Genomic DNA, 16,228 nt, shown 5'->3' with positions numbered 1-16,228 from the left:
AAAATCAACAATTAAAACTGTTAATAGCTTGTATAACAATGCCCCACATTGTTTATCCCTAATCAATAAAAACCATTTAATTAATAGCAATACTCATGCCACTTTTACAACTAACTGATTCCAATGTATTTAAACCAATTAACACATAATTTTTTTATGGAACAAGTAGCCTCGTGAATACATATTTCCTCACTGGTATTCATCACGCCTTATTACAAATAATATAAACATTATTACAATCAAAATGATACATAAACTTGTGTAAATAAGCATGCTTATTGATGGAGTCGCTCATTGGCGACAACCATATTTCTTCACTTACCAATTGCAGCAGGCCTGCAAACCGTTTTTTAAAATAGGTGAAATATAATCCACAAAAAATAACAAGCTCAAACATAGTATCAAACCTATAATGTATACTTGTTAATACTTCATCAGTCAGAAAGAAGATTATGCCTGCAGTCAGCATCATACTTTCTATGGCATATTAAATGACTACAGCCTCTAATCCCAGTGGCCTCGCTGATCGGTTTGTAACAGATCGCACCATAATGAATCCTGACTAACATTTTATTTCCGTAAACTTAATCCGTTTTCGGTTTTTTAAAAATTTATAATAATTGGTTCCAGTTTTCAACCTCATTGAATCAAATTTTTAAACAGATCTGGACCAATCATTACACCGAGCCCACAGCATGCGTTCCACCCTGGGCCCGCTCGATACCCTAGATTGAAATTGGCGGGAATATTATTCCCATGTAAAACTTCACGAAATCCCTTTGTCTGGCTATATAAAATTGGGTTTGCATATCCTAACGCGTTGTCACGAGCATTATTCACCAGGGCAAAAAACCTGCCCATAACGGTGCTACTGCGCTGGTCCCACCTACCGGGAAAGTCTCACCATCTACAGTCACCTGATATCCTGTGAAAGGATTCGCATCCGCAGCCACGTCGGGCATACCTCTTCCAGAGGATCCAGAACTAACATTGACTGGAAGTTTCACCTGAGACTGATAAGAAGGGACCGGGAATATTCCAGATATTCCACCTCCAGTACCACTGGTACCATTATTCCAGACCACCTCCTGACTAATCCGTCCGCTACTGACAGTAATCGACGTTCCGCCGCAGGCGACCACATAGGGACTGGAGGCTGGAAAATCGACATGTACGGCGCCATCGTTGAGACCATCGGTAGAAAGGTTATCTCCTGCAGCGACCGTGATAGTTACCCCTGCCTCTGCTGCGTCGTGCAGAGCAGAATTCAGGCTGTTGCGCGCTTGCGCAGAATACTCTGATTCTGGTGATCCCCAGCTGATGGACATGACAGATGGGTTATGGCTACTGTCGGTAGCCGCGTAAGATACGGCGTCAGCAAAACCCGCATCAGTATTTTGCGTAAAGTAAACAACAATCAAGGCTCCAGGGGCGACGGCGCCGGCCACCTGGATATCTAACCCAACCTCGGCATCCGCTGAGTCAGGCGTAGTGGGACTGTTTTCACCACCATCCACGCTGACGGCTAACACATTGGGGGGTATCAACCCCATCGCCGCAAATGCCGTACGAATATCGGACTGATGGAAGCCTCCACCCAACTCGATAATTGCAATGCACTCTCCAGCACCTGTCGGATGTACGGGAATCCCGTAAAATCCAGCGATCTGATTGGGAAGATAGGCACTGGATGTTGTGGCTGAAGATCTATCGATACGCCTCAGCCGGGGGTGAGCAATAACCCGTTCATCCAAACCAAGTACAGATTCCAGGACATTTTTGAGGTCTGAGCGTACCTGAAGAACACCAACATATGCACGAAATTTGCCTGCTTTTCCTTGGTACCAATACAGATCCACCTTGAAGGCTGTCCGCATTTGCGCCGCCGTCCCGGAAATACGCACCCGCCTGCGGCGTGCATCCGCCTCCAACACTTTGAGACCATGATCCTGGGCAAATGTACTGACAATATCGAGGTCGTAACGATACAGAGTCTCCCTTCTCGCCAGCACTTTCTCACGAGAAAGCAGAATATCATTCACCGGGCGTCGCTTTACATACAGACTGATTTGAATGTTTTCATGATCTTCCACACGGGAAAGCCGGCGAGAGTCTGCAGGTTCTCCGTGCAAACTTTCAGGAAACGGTTCATATACCCAATTATTCATTGGTGCGCTCCTTGTCGAAACCGCTGTTCACATTAGCATTAGATCGCATCTGTTGGTATTCATTCACCAAATTAAAATTCAGAGGATTGATATCATAAATACCATAAACCAGATAATAATGGTCATCAAACTATCCCATTGCCAGGAAAATGCGAATAGCGATTTCCATCATCAGTTGGATAAATATTCAATGTGTTTTAAGTCTATGAAGTTTTATATTGGATAGTTGATTGTCGTTATTCATGGTACCAAAAGCCTTTAGGCGATGACTGTTATTCCTGGTATGATAGACGACCTCCCAGCGTAACCCAGTCAGTGCATCAAGCAACTGGCTCAATGCACACTGCCTCTCAAGGCTCTTTGATTCATTGCGCGCCTCTTCAAGCATCAATAATATCAAGTGTTCTAAATCCAAGAGATCTCTTTCTAAATCTTGACCATTAAAAAATTCAATCTTGAAATGCTCTTGATCCATTAATGCGTGTAATCCAGTAATCATCTCTCGCAACCCATCCACAAGTAAATCGCTACTTTCTCTGTTCGCACTTGCAACCAAAGCGACATGGAATAATCCGATGGTGAGCAAGTTATCAGTTCCATTAGCTCGCATTGTAGATACCTCCTTTTTCATAGGTCATAAATACATAAGTCTAGACATAACATCTTTGAGTTCCCAACAACAAATCGTAAATCCATATTGCACTAATTACATATCGACAAGGACAAGCCATTTAATCCACAAAAAATAATCATTTTTCATTTGATATATTTATGCCTCACTCATGAAGCCACACTACTATTTACATCACTGTAAAGAAAATAGCACCGCTGACGTTTTGATTTGCTGGATTTTGCCCAATATAGAGCTTGGTCTGCATGATCTAACAGTATGTCATTATCTCCTGTATCATGAGGGAATATAGTGATCCCGGCACTTACATCTAGTTGAATTTTGTGTCCATTATAAACAAATAGTTCTGCAGCCTGTGCATGAACCCTTTTCATCAACCTATTCAAATCATTAATGCTTTTAAGATCTTCAATAAGAATGATGAATTCGTCGCCACCCAAACGTAATAGTGTGTCTGATGAGCGTAGAACTTTTTTCCAACGTGAAGTTATTTCCTGCAATATCCAATCTCCTGCTTTATGTCCGTAAGTATCATTTATCATCTTAAATCCATCCAGATCTAATAGACTAACTGCCATCTGGTTTTTTTTTCTGACACTTCGTGATCTGGCTTCTGTAAGACAGTAATGCAGAAATGTTCGATTAGGAAGGCCGGTTAAGGGATCACGCTGTGCGTGCTCCCTTGCGCTAGCAATAATTTCTAGCATATGCGGAGCAACAGCCAGATTTTCGAAACCAAATTTTTCAATGTACCGGGGTTCATTACTACCCACAATCCACAGTCCCTTAAATCGTTCAAGCCGGACAGGAATTATAGCCACTTCTTGAGCATAGTCTTGCAACATCCTTAGAAACATGGGTGTCGTTGGATCGAATAAATCGTATAAAGCGGCCTTTTCTGGTATCCCCTTGTTAATTAGAGATCGTATTTTCGACTTTATTTGTGCATTTTCACAGATCAAGCTCCGTTCTCTCTGCAAGGGATGTCCAGCGTCGGATATCTCAACGAGACTGGACCACTTTAATGGTCCTAGCTCACGCAATATTTTTTTACAGAATTGATTAAATATTTTTTCTGTTTCGACATGTAGATTTTCGCCGTTATTAATCACTGATATTAACACTTTATTAAATCTCTGATAATCACGTGTCGTAATGACGTCAAATGTTCTCTCAGTGTGTGTGCCTGCACTTTTCACATTCGTGTTTATCATAGAGTCGCGCCATTGAATGCTGATGTTCCCAGTGATTCCAATCCTATGCACCGACATGGTCTGCGCCAGAACAACAGACGCAGCACTTGTGGGCTTTATTTTATGCTTATAACGAAAACCTGACTTCCAGGGCAATGCGCCGAAGATATTTTGTGCCATGTTGTTGTCCTCTTTTGTGTCCATTCTACGGCTTCCCGGTGGACCATGAGGGTTGCAGTTCCCCCTTCGGATTAAACCTTATGGTGTGATACACCCATCCTAGGGCGAACAACGCCAGATTCTGGTCGTAGTAATGGGGCATCTTCCCATAGAGGCCATTGGCCTGGTCATAATCGGCGTTGAGCCGAAGCCATTGGTTATGAACGGCCTTGCCCATCTCTTTTTGTGTCAGATAGGGGATAAGTGCCGCCGAGAAACCTACGGGACCGGTTCCTGATGGTTTTCCGGTTAGCCAGTTTTCATCGACTGGTGGCAATAAATGCGATTTCAAATAGGGGCTCATCCCGGAAATGCTCTGCAAAATACGCTGTGTTCCAGCACTCTTCGGATTGCTCATGCCTGCCCAGAGATATACACGGATGGCGTTATAGCTGCTACTCGGACCCTGTGGTGCCTCGTAATATCCTTTCGTGGGGGAGTAGGCTACCCAATCCGGGGTAAACCCATGCGGGCTTGTGGCCCTTATAAAAGCCGGCAGGTGCTCTGCCATGGCATGCCAGGGACCATGCGGTAGGGCGTGTGCCAGGCCTTCAAGTACCGGCAAGGGTAGATAGCTGGGGTTGAATACATAGGTTTGCGGAGCAATATGAAAGCCCCTGTTGCCCGGTATGAGCATCGGTCCCAAGCCCTTGAGATCGACCACTTCTTTTTGGTTGATCCGCTTCGCCAGCAGGGTCCCCATGGCAGTATAGCTATTGCGGTCCCATAGGCGGCCTGCCTGAATCAGGGTGTAGGCGATCCATAGATCCGCGTCTGCGGCCGAGTTTTCATCCAGTACCCCCCAGGTTTTGTTGGGACGTTCGCCCCACCGCCAGGCGGGCAAGTGAGCGGCAAGACTGCCTTGCGCGAGGTTGTCCTGCGTCCAGGAAAGTATTTTCTGGAACAATGCGGGATTGTTGGCGACCAGGGCAAAAAACAGCGCGTATGACTGACCTTCAGATGTGGTAACCCCCCCATCATCCCAATCGATGACCCGCCCCTGCGCATCAACAAACCGGGCTTGATAACTGCTCCATAAATGGTACCAAGGAGCGGGATTCGGACTTGAGTACTTCCCCGCTGGTAACAGAGCACAACCGCCCATGGCGAACAACATGGCTAGCGATCCCATGCCCATGAGTCGGGTCTTGAGTTGAAACCAGTCACGTATCCTTTTGATCCTGCTTTCGTGTGTAGGTTCGGGTAGAACTTCCCACGTATGCATGCCGATTCTCCCTTTAGTGCACCATCTAGCTATAACGACCCATGCCCAAAACAAACTGGGCAGGCAGGAAGGTCCGTTTGGGCGCTTTCCGTTTTCCAAACACATAGCGAATATCCAGCCCTGCCTGAGCTTGTTGAAATGCCGGATTAGCCTGATAGGAAGCCCCGGCATCAAGATACCAGTGGGTCGAGAGCTGCTGTGTTAGCACGACATTGACCGATCCGGCTATATTGTGTCCGCTGGAACTCGCATATGGGGATAAAGCCAGCCCCTGCGTTCCCAGCGAAGCGGTCACTTGATTTCGCAAGGCGCCGAAACCGAGGTATGGGCCACCCGCCTGATGCAGCCACTGATAGCCGACAGCCGCGCTTATATTGACTCCACCGCCATGCCACCAATGGCTGGCACTCGCACTGAGGGAGGGTTGTACCATCATTTGCGGACTGAAATACCCACCATATCCCGGCGAGGTGAAATCCGCATTCCGTGCGTAGGTTTCGGCATAAACAGAAGGTCCTACCGTGATCCACCAACCGGCTCCGGTAAATACCGGTTTCATTGCGGCCAGATAAGTACTGGCCCCTAAATTGGTCTGAATGTTTTGCCCGGTGATGGCATTGAGGTGCAAGGTGCCAATTAAAGACCAGCCATGTTTCCCGCCACTCAGATATCCGCTGGCTCCAACCTGGTTGCGAATGGCTGCTCCCCAGGTATAGGGAAGGTCCAGGGTATGGCCAGCGGCGGTGGTTTGAATATTTTCCTGCACCCCGTTGTAGGACAAAAGAGTTTGTCGCACGCTGTCACGGAGCAGGTGAACGCTCCAGTTGCTTCCGGTGCTGGAGGGGATAAAGGTATACCGCAGCAAGCCTTGTACTGTCCCCCCTCCAATGCCCGAAGGTGAGGTCCAACCCAGAGCTGCGCGCCAGTGTTGGTGGGGTTCACGGTTATCCACCCCCAGCAGGAATTGGGGAGTTTGCCAGACATGCCCGGTCGCATGGCTCGAAGTCGTTGAGGCAACATTCAAGGTCGGCAATTGTCCGCTGGAAGGCTGACCTCCGTACAAATCGGGCGAGGACACCTGGGCAAAAGCTGCCATGTGCCAATTGATCCCCCACTGTGCCTGCAAGGAAGGCAGGTATTCAGTTATCTGGGTCATTCCGCTATCGTTCCCGCCACGCTCCTCCCAGGAACCACCCAATGCCAGATAACTTTGACGGGTAGGCGGCGGCACGATCTGATCTGGAGGCATAAAACGCCAGGGAATGATATTGATGTCGTTCAGGTGATCACGCATGCTCGCCATGGGTAAATGGGATGCCAGTGGGCCTTTGCTAACGGTCGCCAACCGGTAAGCGTGTGCCAGGTTGTGCGTCTGCTGGTCAGTAATCAACACGCCAGCCGCATTCCCGGAGGAAGGATGTTTTTGATAGAGGCGAGTAAACAGGGTGCTGGCCGCTTGGTAATGACGGGTATGCACCAAAGACCATGCTTTAATGGTTTCCATGCCTGAGGATAAGGGACCAAACTGCTGCGCGGCATGCAATTCCCTGAGGGTACCTGGATAATCCCGATTTTTGTAATCGCGCAGTGCGGCCATGATGTCATTGTGGCGACGGAAATGCTCCGACGCAGGTGTGCCGGCCGGTAAATGCGCTATGGCTTCGTCTGCGATGGGCAGATCATTTTCAGCCATGGCAAGATTGCCAACTATTTGCCAGTCACCCACTTTCCCAGACCACTGGGCCGCCCTGACCCACCATTGTAAGGCTTTATGCGGTTGGTGATTGGCTGAAAATATGGCGCCCATAAGTTCGGCATCACGGGCTTTATGCAACTGTTCTATCGCCATGGATTCTGGTGTGACCAGGGCTGCTGCTTGCGCATTTTGATGGGCGTTGTGCGCACGTGCTGCCAGCATCAGCACATTTTGGAGAAAGTGGTGTTCAAGGCTCTGCTGAGCAGACGGGAAACGCGCCTGCGCCCGGGCATAAAGTGCTTTCAGGTCCTGGAACGGTATCCGGCTGGTTGCAGCCTGGTTTAAAATATTTTGCGCCTGCAGGGCATGGTGGCAGTCCTGCAATAAAGAAAGATAAACAAGGGTGGCATGCCGTGTATGCCCGGTCTTCGCCAGCGCTTCGGCCCAGGCCTGCCGGTTTCCGGCATAAGCAGGCGTGAAGACGCTGGGTGTCTGCGCGTGGAGCGCGACTATTTGTGACCATTCTTTCCTAAGGGCCAACTGGCTAACTTTTCTACCCGCAAGTCCCTGCTGCATCAGTGCTAAGAGCTTCTGCGGAGGCTGGTAACTGGGATCTTCTTTCTGAATTTGGAGGATGGCGGTCTGTAATGTGCGCAGGTGCCCTTCACTCAAAAGGTGCCAGAGCCGATTTTCTTCCAGAACATTGCGCATGGAAACGAGAGATATATTGGTCTGGTGCGCCATGACACCCTGTCCAAAGCGCTCTTGCAAATGCTGCATATTGACCCTGGCGAGGCTTATTTGACCAAGCCGAATTTCTGCCCAGATCGTTTTTTCCAACAGCACAAATTTCATGGAGGGTTGGGGATGCCAACCAGGATATTGCGCGATAGTTTGCTTAATCAACTCATTCGCTGCCCGCAGGTGATTATGGTTGATAGCCGTCCAAATCTTCTGTTCTATGGCCCCAATAGTGGCTAGTGAATGATTTTTTTTCGTATAGATGTTGCTGATTAGATTGCTGGACTGGTGCGTCTGCAAGACATTGCCGCCCCTCTGGATCTGCCCCGCTGCAGGCATAGCATAAGCATTGGTTACCCCAAGGGGAAAGCTTCCTGCAACAATCAGGCTCACCCAATAAGGGATACGGGAAGTCTTCTGGTGATTATTCTTTTTCATAGGGCATCCTCTGCGCGCCATTGCGCTTTTTTTCGCAGGGTGAATATCCAAACAGCGAAAGTGGCTAAAAGAACCGCTGACAATCCCGTCAGCACCCAAAACCAGGGTTTCTTGGAAAACAGGAAGATCCAAAACCAGTCATTTTGGCGATTGCCATATATGAAGTGACGACCCACCATGGTGGATTGATAAGTGCCATGAAGCTGTTGCCTGGCAAAGTCTCCATGCAAACTATTCCAACTGGCTCTATCGGCCAGTTTCCAGGCAGCAGACTTCAAGTATTGAGATTTAGTGGATAAAAAAGTTACAGCCACTCCATTTTCGTAGGGAGTTCGCGCTTCTGTTAAATAAGCGGCGGAAGGAAACAAGCTGGCTCCAACCCATGTTTTTTGTTTGCCAGAAAGGCTCCCCAACTGCCATTGGATGCGATTCTGTATAAAACGCACGGCACTATTGGCCAACCACGTTGCTGGAATAGATTCTACCGTTCCGATAGCCAGTGCATTCTTTTTGTTGGGCATGGAGAATGTTGCCTGAGCTCCAGCTAACGGAGAGTGTGCCGCCTGAGCTATTTTACTAAACAAGGTTAACCCTGCAGACCAATTTGTAGCCGTTCTTTGGCTATACCATATGACCAAGTTGCGCGCAGCACCATTCGCGACCAGTGGAAACCCGGTGTGCGCAAACAGTCTGAGATTGGGCAGAACGGCATATCGGTGCGTTCTAGGCAACTCCAGAGTGGAATCGGGGAAAACTGCTACCTTACCCCCTGCAATATCAAAACGAATTTGATTTTCGCCCCCAACCAGCGCCGAAAAAGGTATCGTGGTCTGGTAGTTAACCACTCCGGGCGTAAGTTTCCAACTTGATATCCAATGGTGATTGGCCATGACGGTGATAATCGGGTGGTCTGTAGTCGCACGTAGTGGTTCAGTCGCCATCGTCAATTTCATTTTTAGTCGACTTTGCCGCGAGGCAAACAGACCACCAGGCATCCAAAACCGAATAACAGCGGTCCCTCGGGGTTTACTCAGTGTGGACTGCATTCCCTGCAGGTTACTGATCGGCATCAACTGGTCGGGGTATAGTCCATTTTCTGGCCCCAGGTGCATACTCGCGAGCTGATCGCCGCTAGTCACGTCCCAGCGATGCCCCAAAGGCAACATCTTGCGATTCATAGCAAAAGCGCTTGCCGCTTCCAGTATCTGGGCATTATTAGCACCAGTAAAAACCAGAACCGCTCCCACACGATTTGCCGGGTCGGGAATGAGGTACACGGTTGGAGTTTCTACAGGCCTGTGGGGCAGCAGATCTGTAGGCAAGTCTGAAGCTTTCCCAATGACCACTGACAGTTTTGCCGGTGTATTTTTTGCCAGGACTGATGAAGAGGATGGCATTTGCACGTCAACGTGAAGCACATTTTTAGTTCGCAAGGCTAACCCAGCTACTGCTTCTTGTGCGGCTGTGAGCATTGCGGGGTCTTTAGGGCCATAAAATCGAACCGGTAAAAGCAAATGTCCTCCCGTAGCCGCTTCACTCAAAATAGTGGGCATATGTCCAAAATCAAGGTGTTTCCATGGGATGGGCTTCGGCGTGTAACGGATTTGCGAAGAACTGTAATCAACCTGTGTCCAGGCTTCTGCAGCCAAGGTTTTAGAAACAACAGGTCCAAGAATGGCTTGAATCGCTATCGGGTATGAGCCCGCCGTAAAAGCACGATGCCCAAGAAGCACCGTAAAACTGCCTCTTGGAAGCTTGGGGTTCAAACGCACTGCCCCCACGATTTTGTGATCGACAGAAACGACCAGTTGGGAACCCACTGGGGTATCTGGACTAGTCAGATAACGAATTTGAATAGCGGGATTTTCATCCTCGTGGTGAGGTTGCACCTTCCAGGTTAGCTGGGCAATATCATGCCCCTGGCGAAGCACTGTAACCTTTTTGCCCTGAGACAAAGCAGTGAGAGGCATCGCCACAGGAAGAGTTCCAGCTTGCGCACATACCGGAACAGTACCCAATAAGAGGACACCGATTCCAGAAGCCCATAAAACGTTAGTCAGATAAAATCGAAGCATGAATTATTCCTTATTTATCTACGATCAGACCGGTCAGAAAATACCAAAGACCATATATGATGTGTCCGGACCATAAACAATTCATGAGCAGCCTGTGCGACAGATCGCATGCCCAGGGTTATAGCGAATTGGATGTTTGAAACCAATCCAGACGCAGACTTTTTCGCAATATAAAGATAAGCTGAAAAAAATGAAATCCGTTTCCGACGTTGCTCCAGGCGTTCCTCTAATTGCGAGCTGTTACCATAAATCAAATCCACGATTTCTGATTTTTGCTGCGTGTTCTGGTACTCAAACTGTATTCCGATCTTCCCTGAAGCCTCTCCTTTCACGCGTGCGGGAAGATAAATAACTCGTTTCTTATTCTGGCAGCTTTGCAACCACAGCGTGACCTTTCCATGCAGGGCATCAAGAGCATCCCCCGATTGGGATGGGTAAAGAGATGCGCCACCCATTGACAAATCAGCGATGCGTACCGAGATCTGAGAACCAGAGTCGCTATGGAGCACCGCTGGAATGGGCGTCGTTGGTTTTATACGAAAGTCTTTACGACGTTGTTTGCGCTCAAACGTTACGCCAACAGCCGCAGCTACAATCATAAAATTGATCACTTCCCACATCATGGTAAAAACCAGTTGCGGACGTTCTCCTGGATGATCGAGCCAACGCCATCCCCCAGCGATTAAGGAAACAAAAACCAATGCCAGCAGAAAATACTGTACCCAAACTGTCGGAGCTAAAAAATCACGATCAAGTTGCTCACCTTTGGGAGTTACCTTGAAAGAAAGTTTTCCTGGCCGAAGAATGGTTGCAGCTAATGCAGGAGCTGCCAACGGTGTTTGTACCATTTCGTAGACATCGGAGATAAGCGGCCAGCGAATTTTTCCAAAAATAAAATCAGAAAACAACATGGTAGACAGGAAATATGGAACACCATATATGGCATACTGCTCCGTTGTCGCGTTATACACCATGATCCCGAAAAGAAGAAACATGGAAGGTGCCAGAATGGTAATAATGCGTGAAAATGGGAAAAACCAGTATGAAAAACTTGCCAGATAGGCAATACGTTGAGTAATTTTAAGTCCCGGTAATGAAAGTGGGTTCTTAAAATGCAGCAACTGTAATGCTCCTTGTGCCCAACGAACGCGCTGGGCAATAAAGCTCATGACTGTTTCTGGCTGCAGTCCAATGCTTAGGGATTCGTTCAGAAAAACACTATGATAGCCTTTAGCATGCAGAATCATTGCTGTTTCAGCATCTTCCGTAATGGTATCCCCCTGAATACCACCCACCTCCAGGAGCATGCTTCGACGCATGACAGCAGCTGACCCGCAAAAAAATGAAGCATTCCATCCATCCAACCCGGTCTGAATCACGTTGTGGAATAATTCAGTCTCCGGAGGTGAATCATTATATGTTCCCAGATTTTTCTCGATTGGATCTGGATTAATAAAAGAATGCGGTGTTTGCACTAGAAAGCATTTATCATCCTGAATAAAGAATCCAACGGTTTTTTTCAGAAAGTCTTTGGTCGGCACGTGATCCGCATCAAGAATAACCATAAGGTCGTATTCAAGAGAGTTTAAAGCAGCATTAATGTTACCGGCTTTGGCATGTTCATTTTTAATTCTTGTATGGTACGTTACACCTAGTCTATTGCAAAGATGCTGCAGATCTTGACGACGTTCACGAGACTGCTTTGCTGTCTTCGGGTGATGACAACGATCATCTGTCCCTCCATCATCTAACAAATGTACATGGAAGCGATTGGAAGGATAATCCATGTTAAGTGCCCCTAATAAAGTCACCTCAAGCAAATCAGCAGGTTCATTATAGCTAGGCACGACAACGTCAACAGTAGGGAATGTAGATTCTTCAGTTGGCAGGGGGACTGGTTGACGATGTCGAGGATTTACATTAACAAAATATCCCAGCAAGGCAAATCCAGCAGAGTATATTTCAGCAGCAAACAGTGTTATTCCGGCAATCAGGCTAATGAGTCCGTAACCACCGATAGTAAACTCTACACGCCACACCATGTATCTCATGGTCAGAAAGATTGCAAGAAAAATACTGATTATGCGTAAGGGTGCAATTAGCGGTCCACGAAACTTCAGTTTACGTCCCCAAAAAAGAACGAGGATCATCAAAGCCAACATGACCCCACCTACATAACCTTGAGCCGTAGTCGTAACAGGCGTTGCAGCCAAAACAAAGACGCCAACCATTCCAACTACAATAATAGCAAAGATAATTGCGGTCATTAGGGTGCTTAGTATTCTTTTGATTTGCATGGGTTGCATCCTTATTAGTTAAATAAGCGATCTGGCTTCATGAAGTTATGCGACATGCTTCTTATTCATGGTTTGCAGAGGGGGGTTGTCCGAATTATGTTCACTAAGTCGACAGCATAATCCTTCTGCCGCGAAGCCATGCAAAAACTCGGCGAATGATTTACCCACTCCATTGTGTCGTAGTGCAAATTCGACCGTCGCCTTCAGGTATCCAAGTTTATCCCCACAGTCAAATCTATCGCCTTCAAACGCATATCCTAATACCTGGCGCTCGCATAACAACGCGGCGATGGCATCTGTCAGCTGAATCTCCCCTCCACTTCCTACACCTACATCCTCCAAGTAGGAAAAAATCCGTGCAGGAAATATATAACGTCCTATAACCGCAAGATTAGAGGGCGCATTTTGTGGTTCGGGTTTTTCAACCAGATTTGAGATGTGATAGATTCGATCCTCCCAAGACTGGCATTGTATGATTCCATACTTATTCGTCTCTTCTGGTGGCACCGTTTGGATTGCTAGAATAGCGGCATGATAACGCTCATATTGCTCAATCATTTGTGCAAGTACAGGCTTTTTGGATAAAATCAGATCGTCAGCCAGCAGCACTGCAAATGGGTTTTCTCCAATCACATCCCGTGCCATCAACACTGCGTGACCCAATCCCAATGGATAGGGCTGCCGCAAAAAAACCGTACTGACCTTTTTGGGCACAATATGCCTTATCTCATCCAGAAGCTGTTGCTTCCCCTTTCGCTCCAGTTCATGTTCAAGCTCGTAGGCGACATCAAAATGGTCAGCTATAGCTCGTTTTCCACGACCCGTGATAAAAACCAACCTGTCACAACCGGCCTCCAATGCTTCTTCAACCGCATATTGGATCAGCGGTTTGTCAACAATTGGCATCATTTCTTTAGCTGTAGCTTTAGTCGCGGGAAGAAAGCGAGTACCCATTCCTGCAACGGGGAACACGGCTGTTCTTATCCTTGATTTTGATGATCTACTATCAAAATGAGAAAACTTATTCATTGACATAATCTCCTTATGATCCACGATCGACAGCATATATTCGGATTTCTCAGACAAACCAATAGAGTCCCGAACTGAGTCTTGCAAGCATTGTGCCAACCATTGTTTTCACAAGAATTTCGAACCAATATCTAATGTTTTTAACACAAGATTAAATTTCATGTGTAGCCATAAAGCCACACTGCTACGTAGCAGCTTCTTATATACCTAATAATCTTTGGATTTGCACTGTCTATATTTAGCAACGCACACCCTTTGATGTTTTCTGCTAACCGAAGTAATTGCTTAATGTCCGATTAGGCTGATTGGCCGTGGGCTAGGTGGCTGGATCATCGTAGAACCAGTGGTCTGATGCCGATGGATGGAGTGGCGAGGAATTCGCAATTACCCAAGATCTCCTCAGAGCACATCTTGCGTGATCTTTACTCTGCATCTGAAAATCCGGGATACATGTCGCTCAATTAATGCATACCAGTCTCTTACCTATGTAAGCGTGAACCCATCGCCGGGCGATCACGTATTATAATAATATTTTAAAAATAAGACCAATAAAGTTAGAATGTTGCATCTTGACGTCTGTTCACATCAGTTGTTTAATGACGTTTCGGCAGGTTGTTCTGCCGGTTTGTTTTATGGCTTTATTATGCCACAGGTAAATTTATTACGAAGGAGTAATTATATGGAACAGAACTCAATTCGCGAGATCACCCTTGAAGAGGCAGCACAAGTAACTGGCGGTCTAGCTGTTGGCGCTGGAGTCGACGTGTTAGGTTTGCCCGTCCTGGATGCCGAAGTTCAAACTTCGCCAATACTAACCCCTGTTCTCTCATTAGTCGGAAGCACACTAGGAGGCGTGTTATCAAAAGCTTGATACTTTAAGCTTCGACATCATGACCAGGCCGTTTTTAAAATGTCCTGGTCATGGATTATCAGAGAAATTTTTTAAAATATGGCGATTTAGTGTGCCATAATGAAAGCAATAATTATGACATCAATAACTGCAAAAATATTGTACATAACAAAAACAAAGGCTCATCCCTGTTATCTACACTTGAAAAATATTATACAATGCCAAGGGTGTTCCAATGTCAGGTCACCATAAAAGGCCTAATGTTGATTTGCTCGGCCCCATTCAGTTGGGCTCTCCAGTTCATCACAGAATTTATGCTTGGTCGGCCTTAATCTTAGTCATTAGCGTTTTTCTGATCCTCATATTTGGGCGCTATACCAGACATTTGTCTGTATCAGGAACACTAATGCCCAGCCAGGGTTTATTGTCTGTGACCAGCCCTCTAGCTGGTACCGTCGCCAAAGTACTGGTACGCCCCAATCAATCTGTGCAGGCGGGAACGCCACTCCTTGATATCACGAGCAACCTTGACAGTCCCAAAGTGGGAATGGTCAATACGCTGATTGAGCAATCCCTTAACGAGGAGGAGGCCATCCTTCAGCGTAACCTGAGTTCTGAAAATCTTCTTTCTCATATGCAGCGAGCAACTTTATCGATCAAACTCGCCGATCTGCAGAAGGAATATGCCCAGCTGGGTACCGAGATTCACATTCAGCAGGAAGACATCACCAGCACTCAGAAAGTGCTGCAGGAGTTCCTAAGCGTGAAAAGTCGAGGTCTTGTATCTGACCCTGAGCTACAGCAACAACGCCTGTCTGTTTATAATGCCCGCAGCCAGTTGGCGGCCCTGCAAACCAAACAAAGTGTCTTGGCCCAGCAACTCAATGATACCCATCAGGAACTATTGGAGTTGCCTCTCAACATCCAAAACCAGGAAGGCGATATTAAGACCAAATTAGCATCACTCCGACAGGAGTTGGCTAAAACGGCAGGAGGACACGCTGTAGTACTGCGTGCACCGTCGTCCGGCAGGGTATCGGCCTTGATTGTAACCTCTGGTCAGGCGGTTATTGCCGGCTCTCCAGTCTTGTCTATCATGCCTAAAGGCGATTCCCTCATCGCTCAGTTTCTCGTTCCCAGCAGCGCTGTGGCCTATCTGCATCGGGGAACACCTGTCCTGCTGCACTATGCTGCATTCCCCTACAGCAGTTTTGGTGCCTTCCATGGGATTGTACAAAGAATTTCTGAAAGTGCATTGACACCTGCCGAAATTGCCATATTAACCCAGCAACATAGCACCGCCTCTCTGTATCAGGTTTTGGTCCACATGAACCGTTCTGTGGTGCGTGTCGATGGTCATTACAGTCCTCTTCGGGCGGGCATGCTAGTGTAGTGTTGCATTCTGTTTGCTGCTTAAGTGGCTATTGGCGCGAATGACCTTTTGCAGGATGTCGCGGGCGGTTTTGGTCCAGATGAAGGGTTTGGGATGGGTGTTGTGGTGGTCGATGTACCCCTCAATGGCCTGGATGAGTTCAGGCACACTGGTGAACACCCCACGACGTAATCGCTGGGTCGTGATATCCCGAAAGAAACGCTCGACCATGTTGAGCCAGGATGCCGAAGTGGGCGTAAAGTGCATGTGCTGTCTCTTATACACATCTGACGC

At 47.4% G+C, this 16,228-nt stretch carries 10 protein-coding genes and 1 pseudogene; 2 read left to right on the top strand and 9 right to left on the bottom strand.

The features are described 5' to 3' along the window. Positions 1-836 precede the first annotated feature (836 nt). From H7F08_RS08080 to galU, 8 genes are all read right to left on the bottom strand, one after another. Complete coding sequence (locus H7F08_RS08080) at positions 837-2,168, bottom strand: protease pro-enzyme activation domain-containing protein (RefSeq protein ID WP_193640290.1); 1,332 nt, start codon at positions 2,166-2,168, stop codon at positions 837-839. 187 nt (positions 2,169-2,355) lie between these two features. After that, entirely contained in the window at positions 2,356-2,778 is a 423-nt protein-coding gene (locus tag H7F08_RS08075; RefSeq protein ID WP_193640289.1) for a hypothetical protein, read from the bottom strand. A gap of 170 nt (positions 2,779-2,948) precedes the next feature. Further along, entirely contained in the window at positions 2,949-4,172 is a 1,224-nt protein-coding gene (locus H7F08_RS08070; RefSeq protein ID WP_193640288.1) for a GGDEF domain-containing protein, read from the bottom strand. 25 nt (positions 4,173-4,197) lie between these two features. Beyond that, positions 4,198-5,436 carry a cellulose synthase complex periplasmic endoglucanase BcsZ gene (gene bcsZ, locus H7F08_RS08065; protein WP_193640287.1) on the bottom strand — a complete coding sequence of 413 codons (1,239 nt, stop codon included), beginning with the start codon at positions 5,434-5,436 and terminating at the stop codon, positions 4,198-4,200. Positions 5,437-5,461: 25 nt separating this feature from the next. Then, complete coding sequence (locus H7F08_RS08060) at positions 5,462-8,311, bottom strand: cellulose synthase subunit BcsC-related outer membrane protein (protein ID WP_193640286.1); 2,850 nt, start codon at positions 8,309-8,311, stop codon at positions 5,462-5,464. Next, complete coding sequence (locus tag H7F08_RS08055; protein WP_193640285.1) at positions 8,308-10,386, bottom strand: cellulose biosynthesis cyclic di-GMP-binding regulatory protein BcsB; 2,079 nt, start codon at positions 10,384-10,386, stop codon at positions 8,308-8,310. Before H7F08_RS08055 ends, H7F08_RS08060 begins: the two co-directional genes overlap by 4 nt. A gap of 14 nt (positions 10,387-10,400) precedes the next feature. Further along, positions 10,401-12,683: a UDP-forming cellulose synthase catalytic subunit gene (gene bcsA, locus H7F08_RS08050; protein WP_193640284.1), complete on the bottom strand. Its 2,283-nt coding sequence runs from the start codon at positions 12,681-12,683 to the stop codon at positions 10,401-10,403. A 45-nt stretch (positions 12,684-12,728) separates the two neighbouring features. Next, the gene (galU, locus tag H7F08_RS08045) at positions 12,729-13,712 is read right to left on the bottom strand and encodes a UTP--glucose-1-phosphate uridylyltransferase GalU (RefSeq protein ID WP_065975280.1); all 984 of its coding nucleotides are present in this window, start codon (positions 13,710-13,712) and stop codon (positions 12,729-12,731) included. A gap of 679 nt (positions 13,713-14,391) precedes the next feature. Between galU and H7F08_RS08040 the strand changes: the two genes are divergently transcribed. Together H7F08_RS08040 and H7F08_RS08035 are read left to right on the top strand one after the other, a co-directional pair. Beyond that, on the top strand, positions 14,392-14,583 hold the full coding sequence (locus H7F08_RS08040; protein ID WP_024893049.1) for a hypothetical protein: 192 nt from the start codon (positions 14,392-14,394) through the stop codon (positions 14,581-14,583). A 385-nt stretch (positions 14,584-14,968) separates the two neighbouring features. Beyond that, entirely contained in the window at positions 14,969-15,955 is a 987-nt protein-coding gene (locus H7F08_RS08035) for an HlyD family secretion protein (RefSeq protein WP_193640299.1), read from the top strand. Here the strand turns inward: H7F08_RS08035 and H7F08_RS08030 are convergent. Next, positions 15,947-16,228 (bottom strand): annotated as a pseudogene (locus H7F08_RS08030) (IS630 family transposase); the annotation flags it as partial. The gene H7F08_RS08035 and the pseudogene H7F08_RS08030 sit on opposite strands and share 9 nt — an antisense overlap.

The sequence above is a fragment of the Acidithiobacillus sp. HP-11 genome (genome assembly GCF_015100075.1).
Taxonomy (GTDB): domain Bacteria; phylum Pseudomonadota; class Gammaproteobacteria; order Acidithiobacillales; family Acidithiobacillaceae; genus Acidithiobacillus; species Acidithiobacillus thiooxidans.
This window is presented reverse-complemented; position numbering and strand designations above follow the sequence as displayed.

Coding starts and splice junctions, on each gene's coding strand:
- H7F08_RS08080 (WP_193640290.1), bottom strand. CDS start 2,168: ATGAATAATTGGGTATATGAACCGTTTCCTGAAAGTTTGCACGGAGAA.
- H7F08_RS08075 (WP_193640289.1), bottom strand. CDS start 2,778: ATGCGAGCTAATGGAACTGATAACTTGCTCACCATCGGATTATTCCAT.
- H7F08_RS08070 (WP_193640288.1), bottom strand. CDS start 4,172: ATGGCACAAAATATCTTCGGCGCATTGCCCTGGAAGTCAGGTTTTCGT.
- bcsZ (WP_193640287.1), bottom strand. CDS start 5,436: ATGCATACGTGGGAAGTTCTACCCGAACCTACACACGAAAGCAGGATC.
- H7F08_RS08060 (WP_193640286.1), bottom strand. CDS start 8,311: ATGAAAAAGAATAATCACCAGAAGACTTCCCGTATCCCTTATTGGGTG.
- H7F08_RS08055 (WP_193640285.1), bottom strand. CDS start 10,386: ATGCTTCGATTTTATCTGACTAACGTTTTATGGGCTTCTGGAATCGGT.
- bcsA (WP_193640284.1), bottom strand. CDS start 12,683: ATGCAAATCAAAAGAATACTAAGCACCCTAATGACCGCAATTATCTTT.
- galU (WP_065975280.1), bottom strand. CDS start 13,712: ATGAATAAGTTTTCTCATTTTGATAGTAGATCATCAAAATCAAGGATA.
- H7F08_RS08040 (WP_024893049.1), top strand. CDS start 14,392: ATGGAACAGAACTCAATTCGCGAGATCACCCTTGAAGAGGCAGCACAA.
- H7F08_RS08035 (WP_193640299.1), top strand. CDS start 14,969: ATGCCCAGCCAGGGTTTATTGTCTGTGACCAGCCCTCTAGCTGGTACC.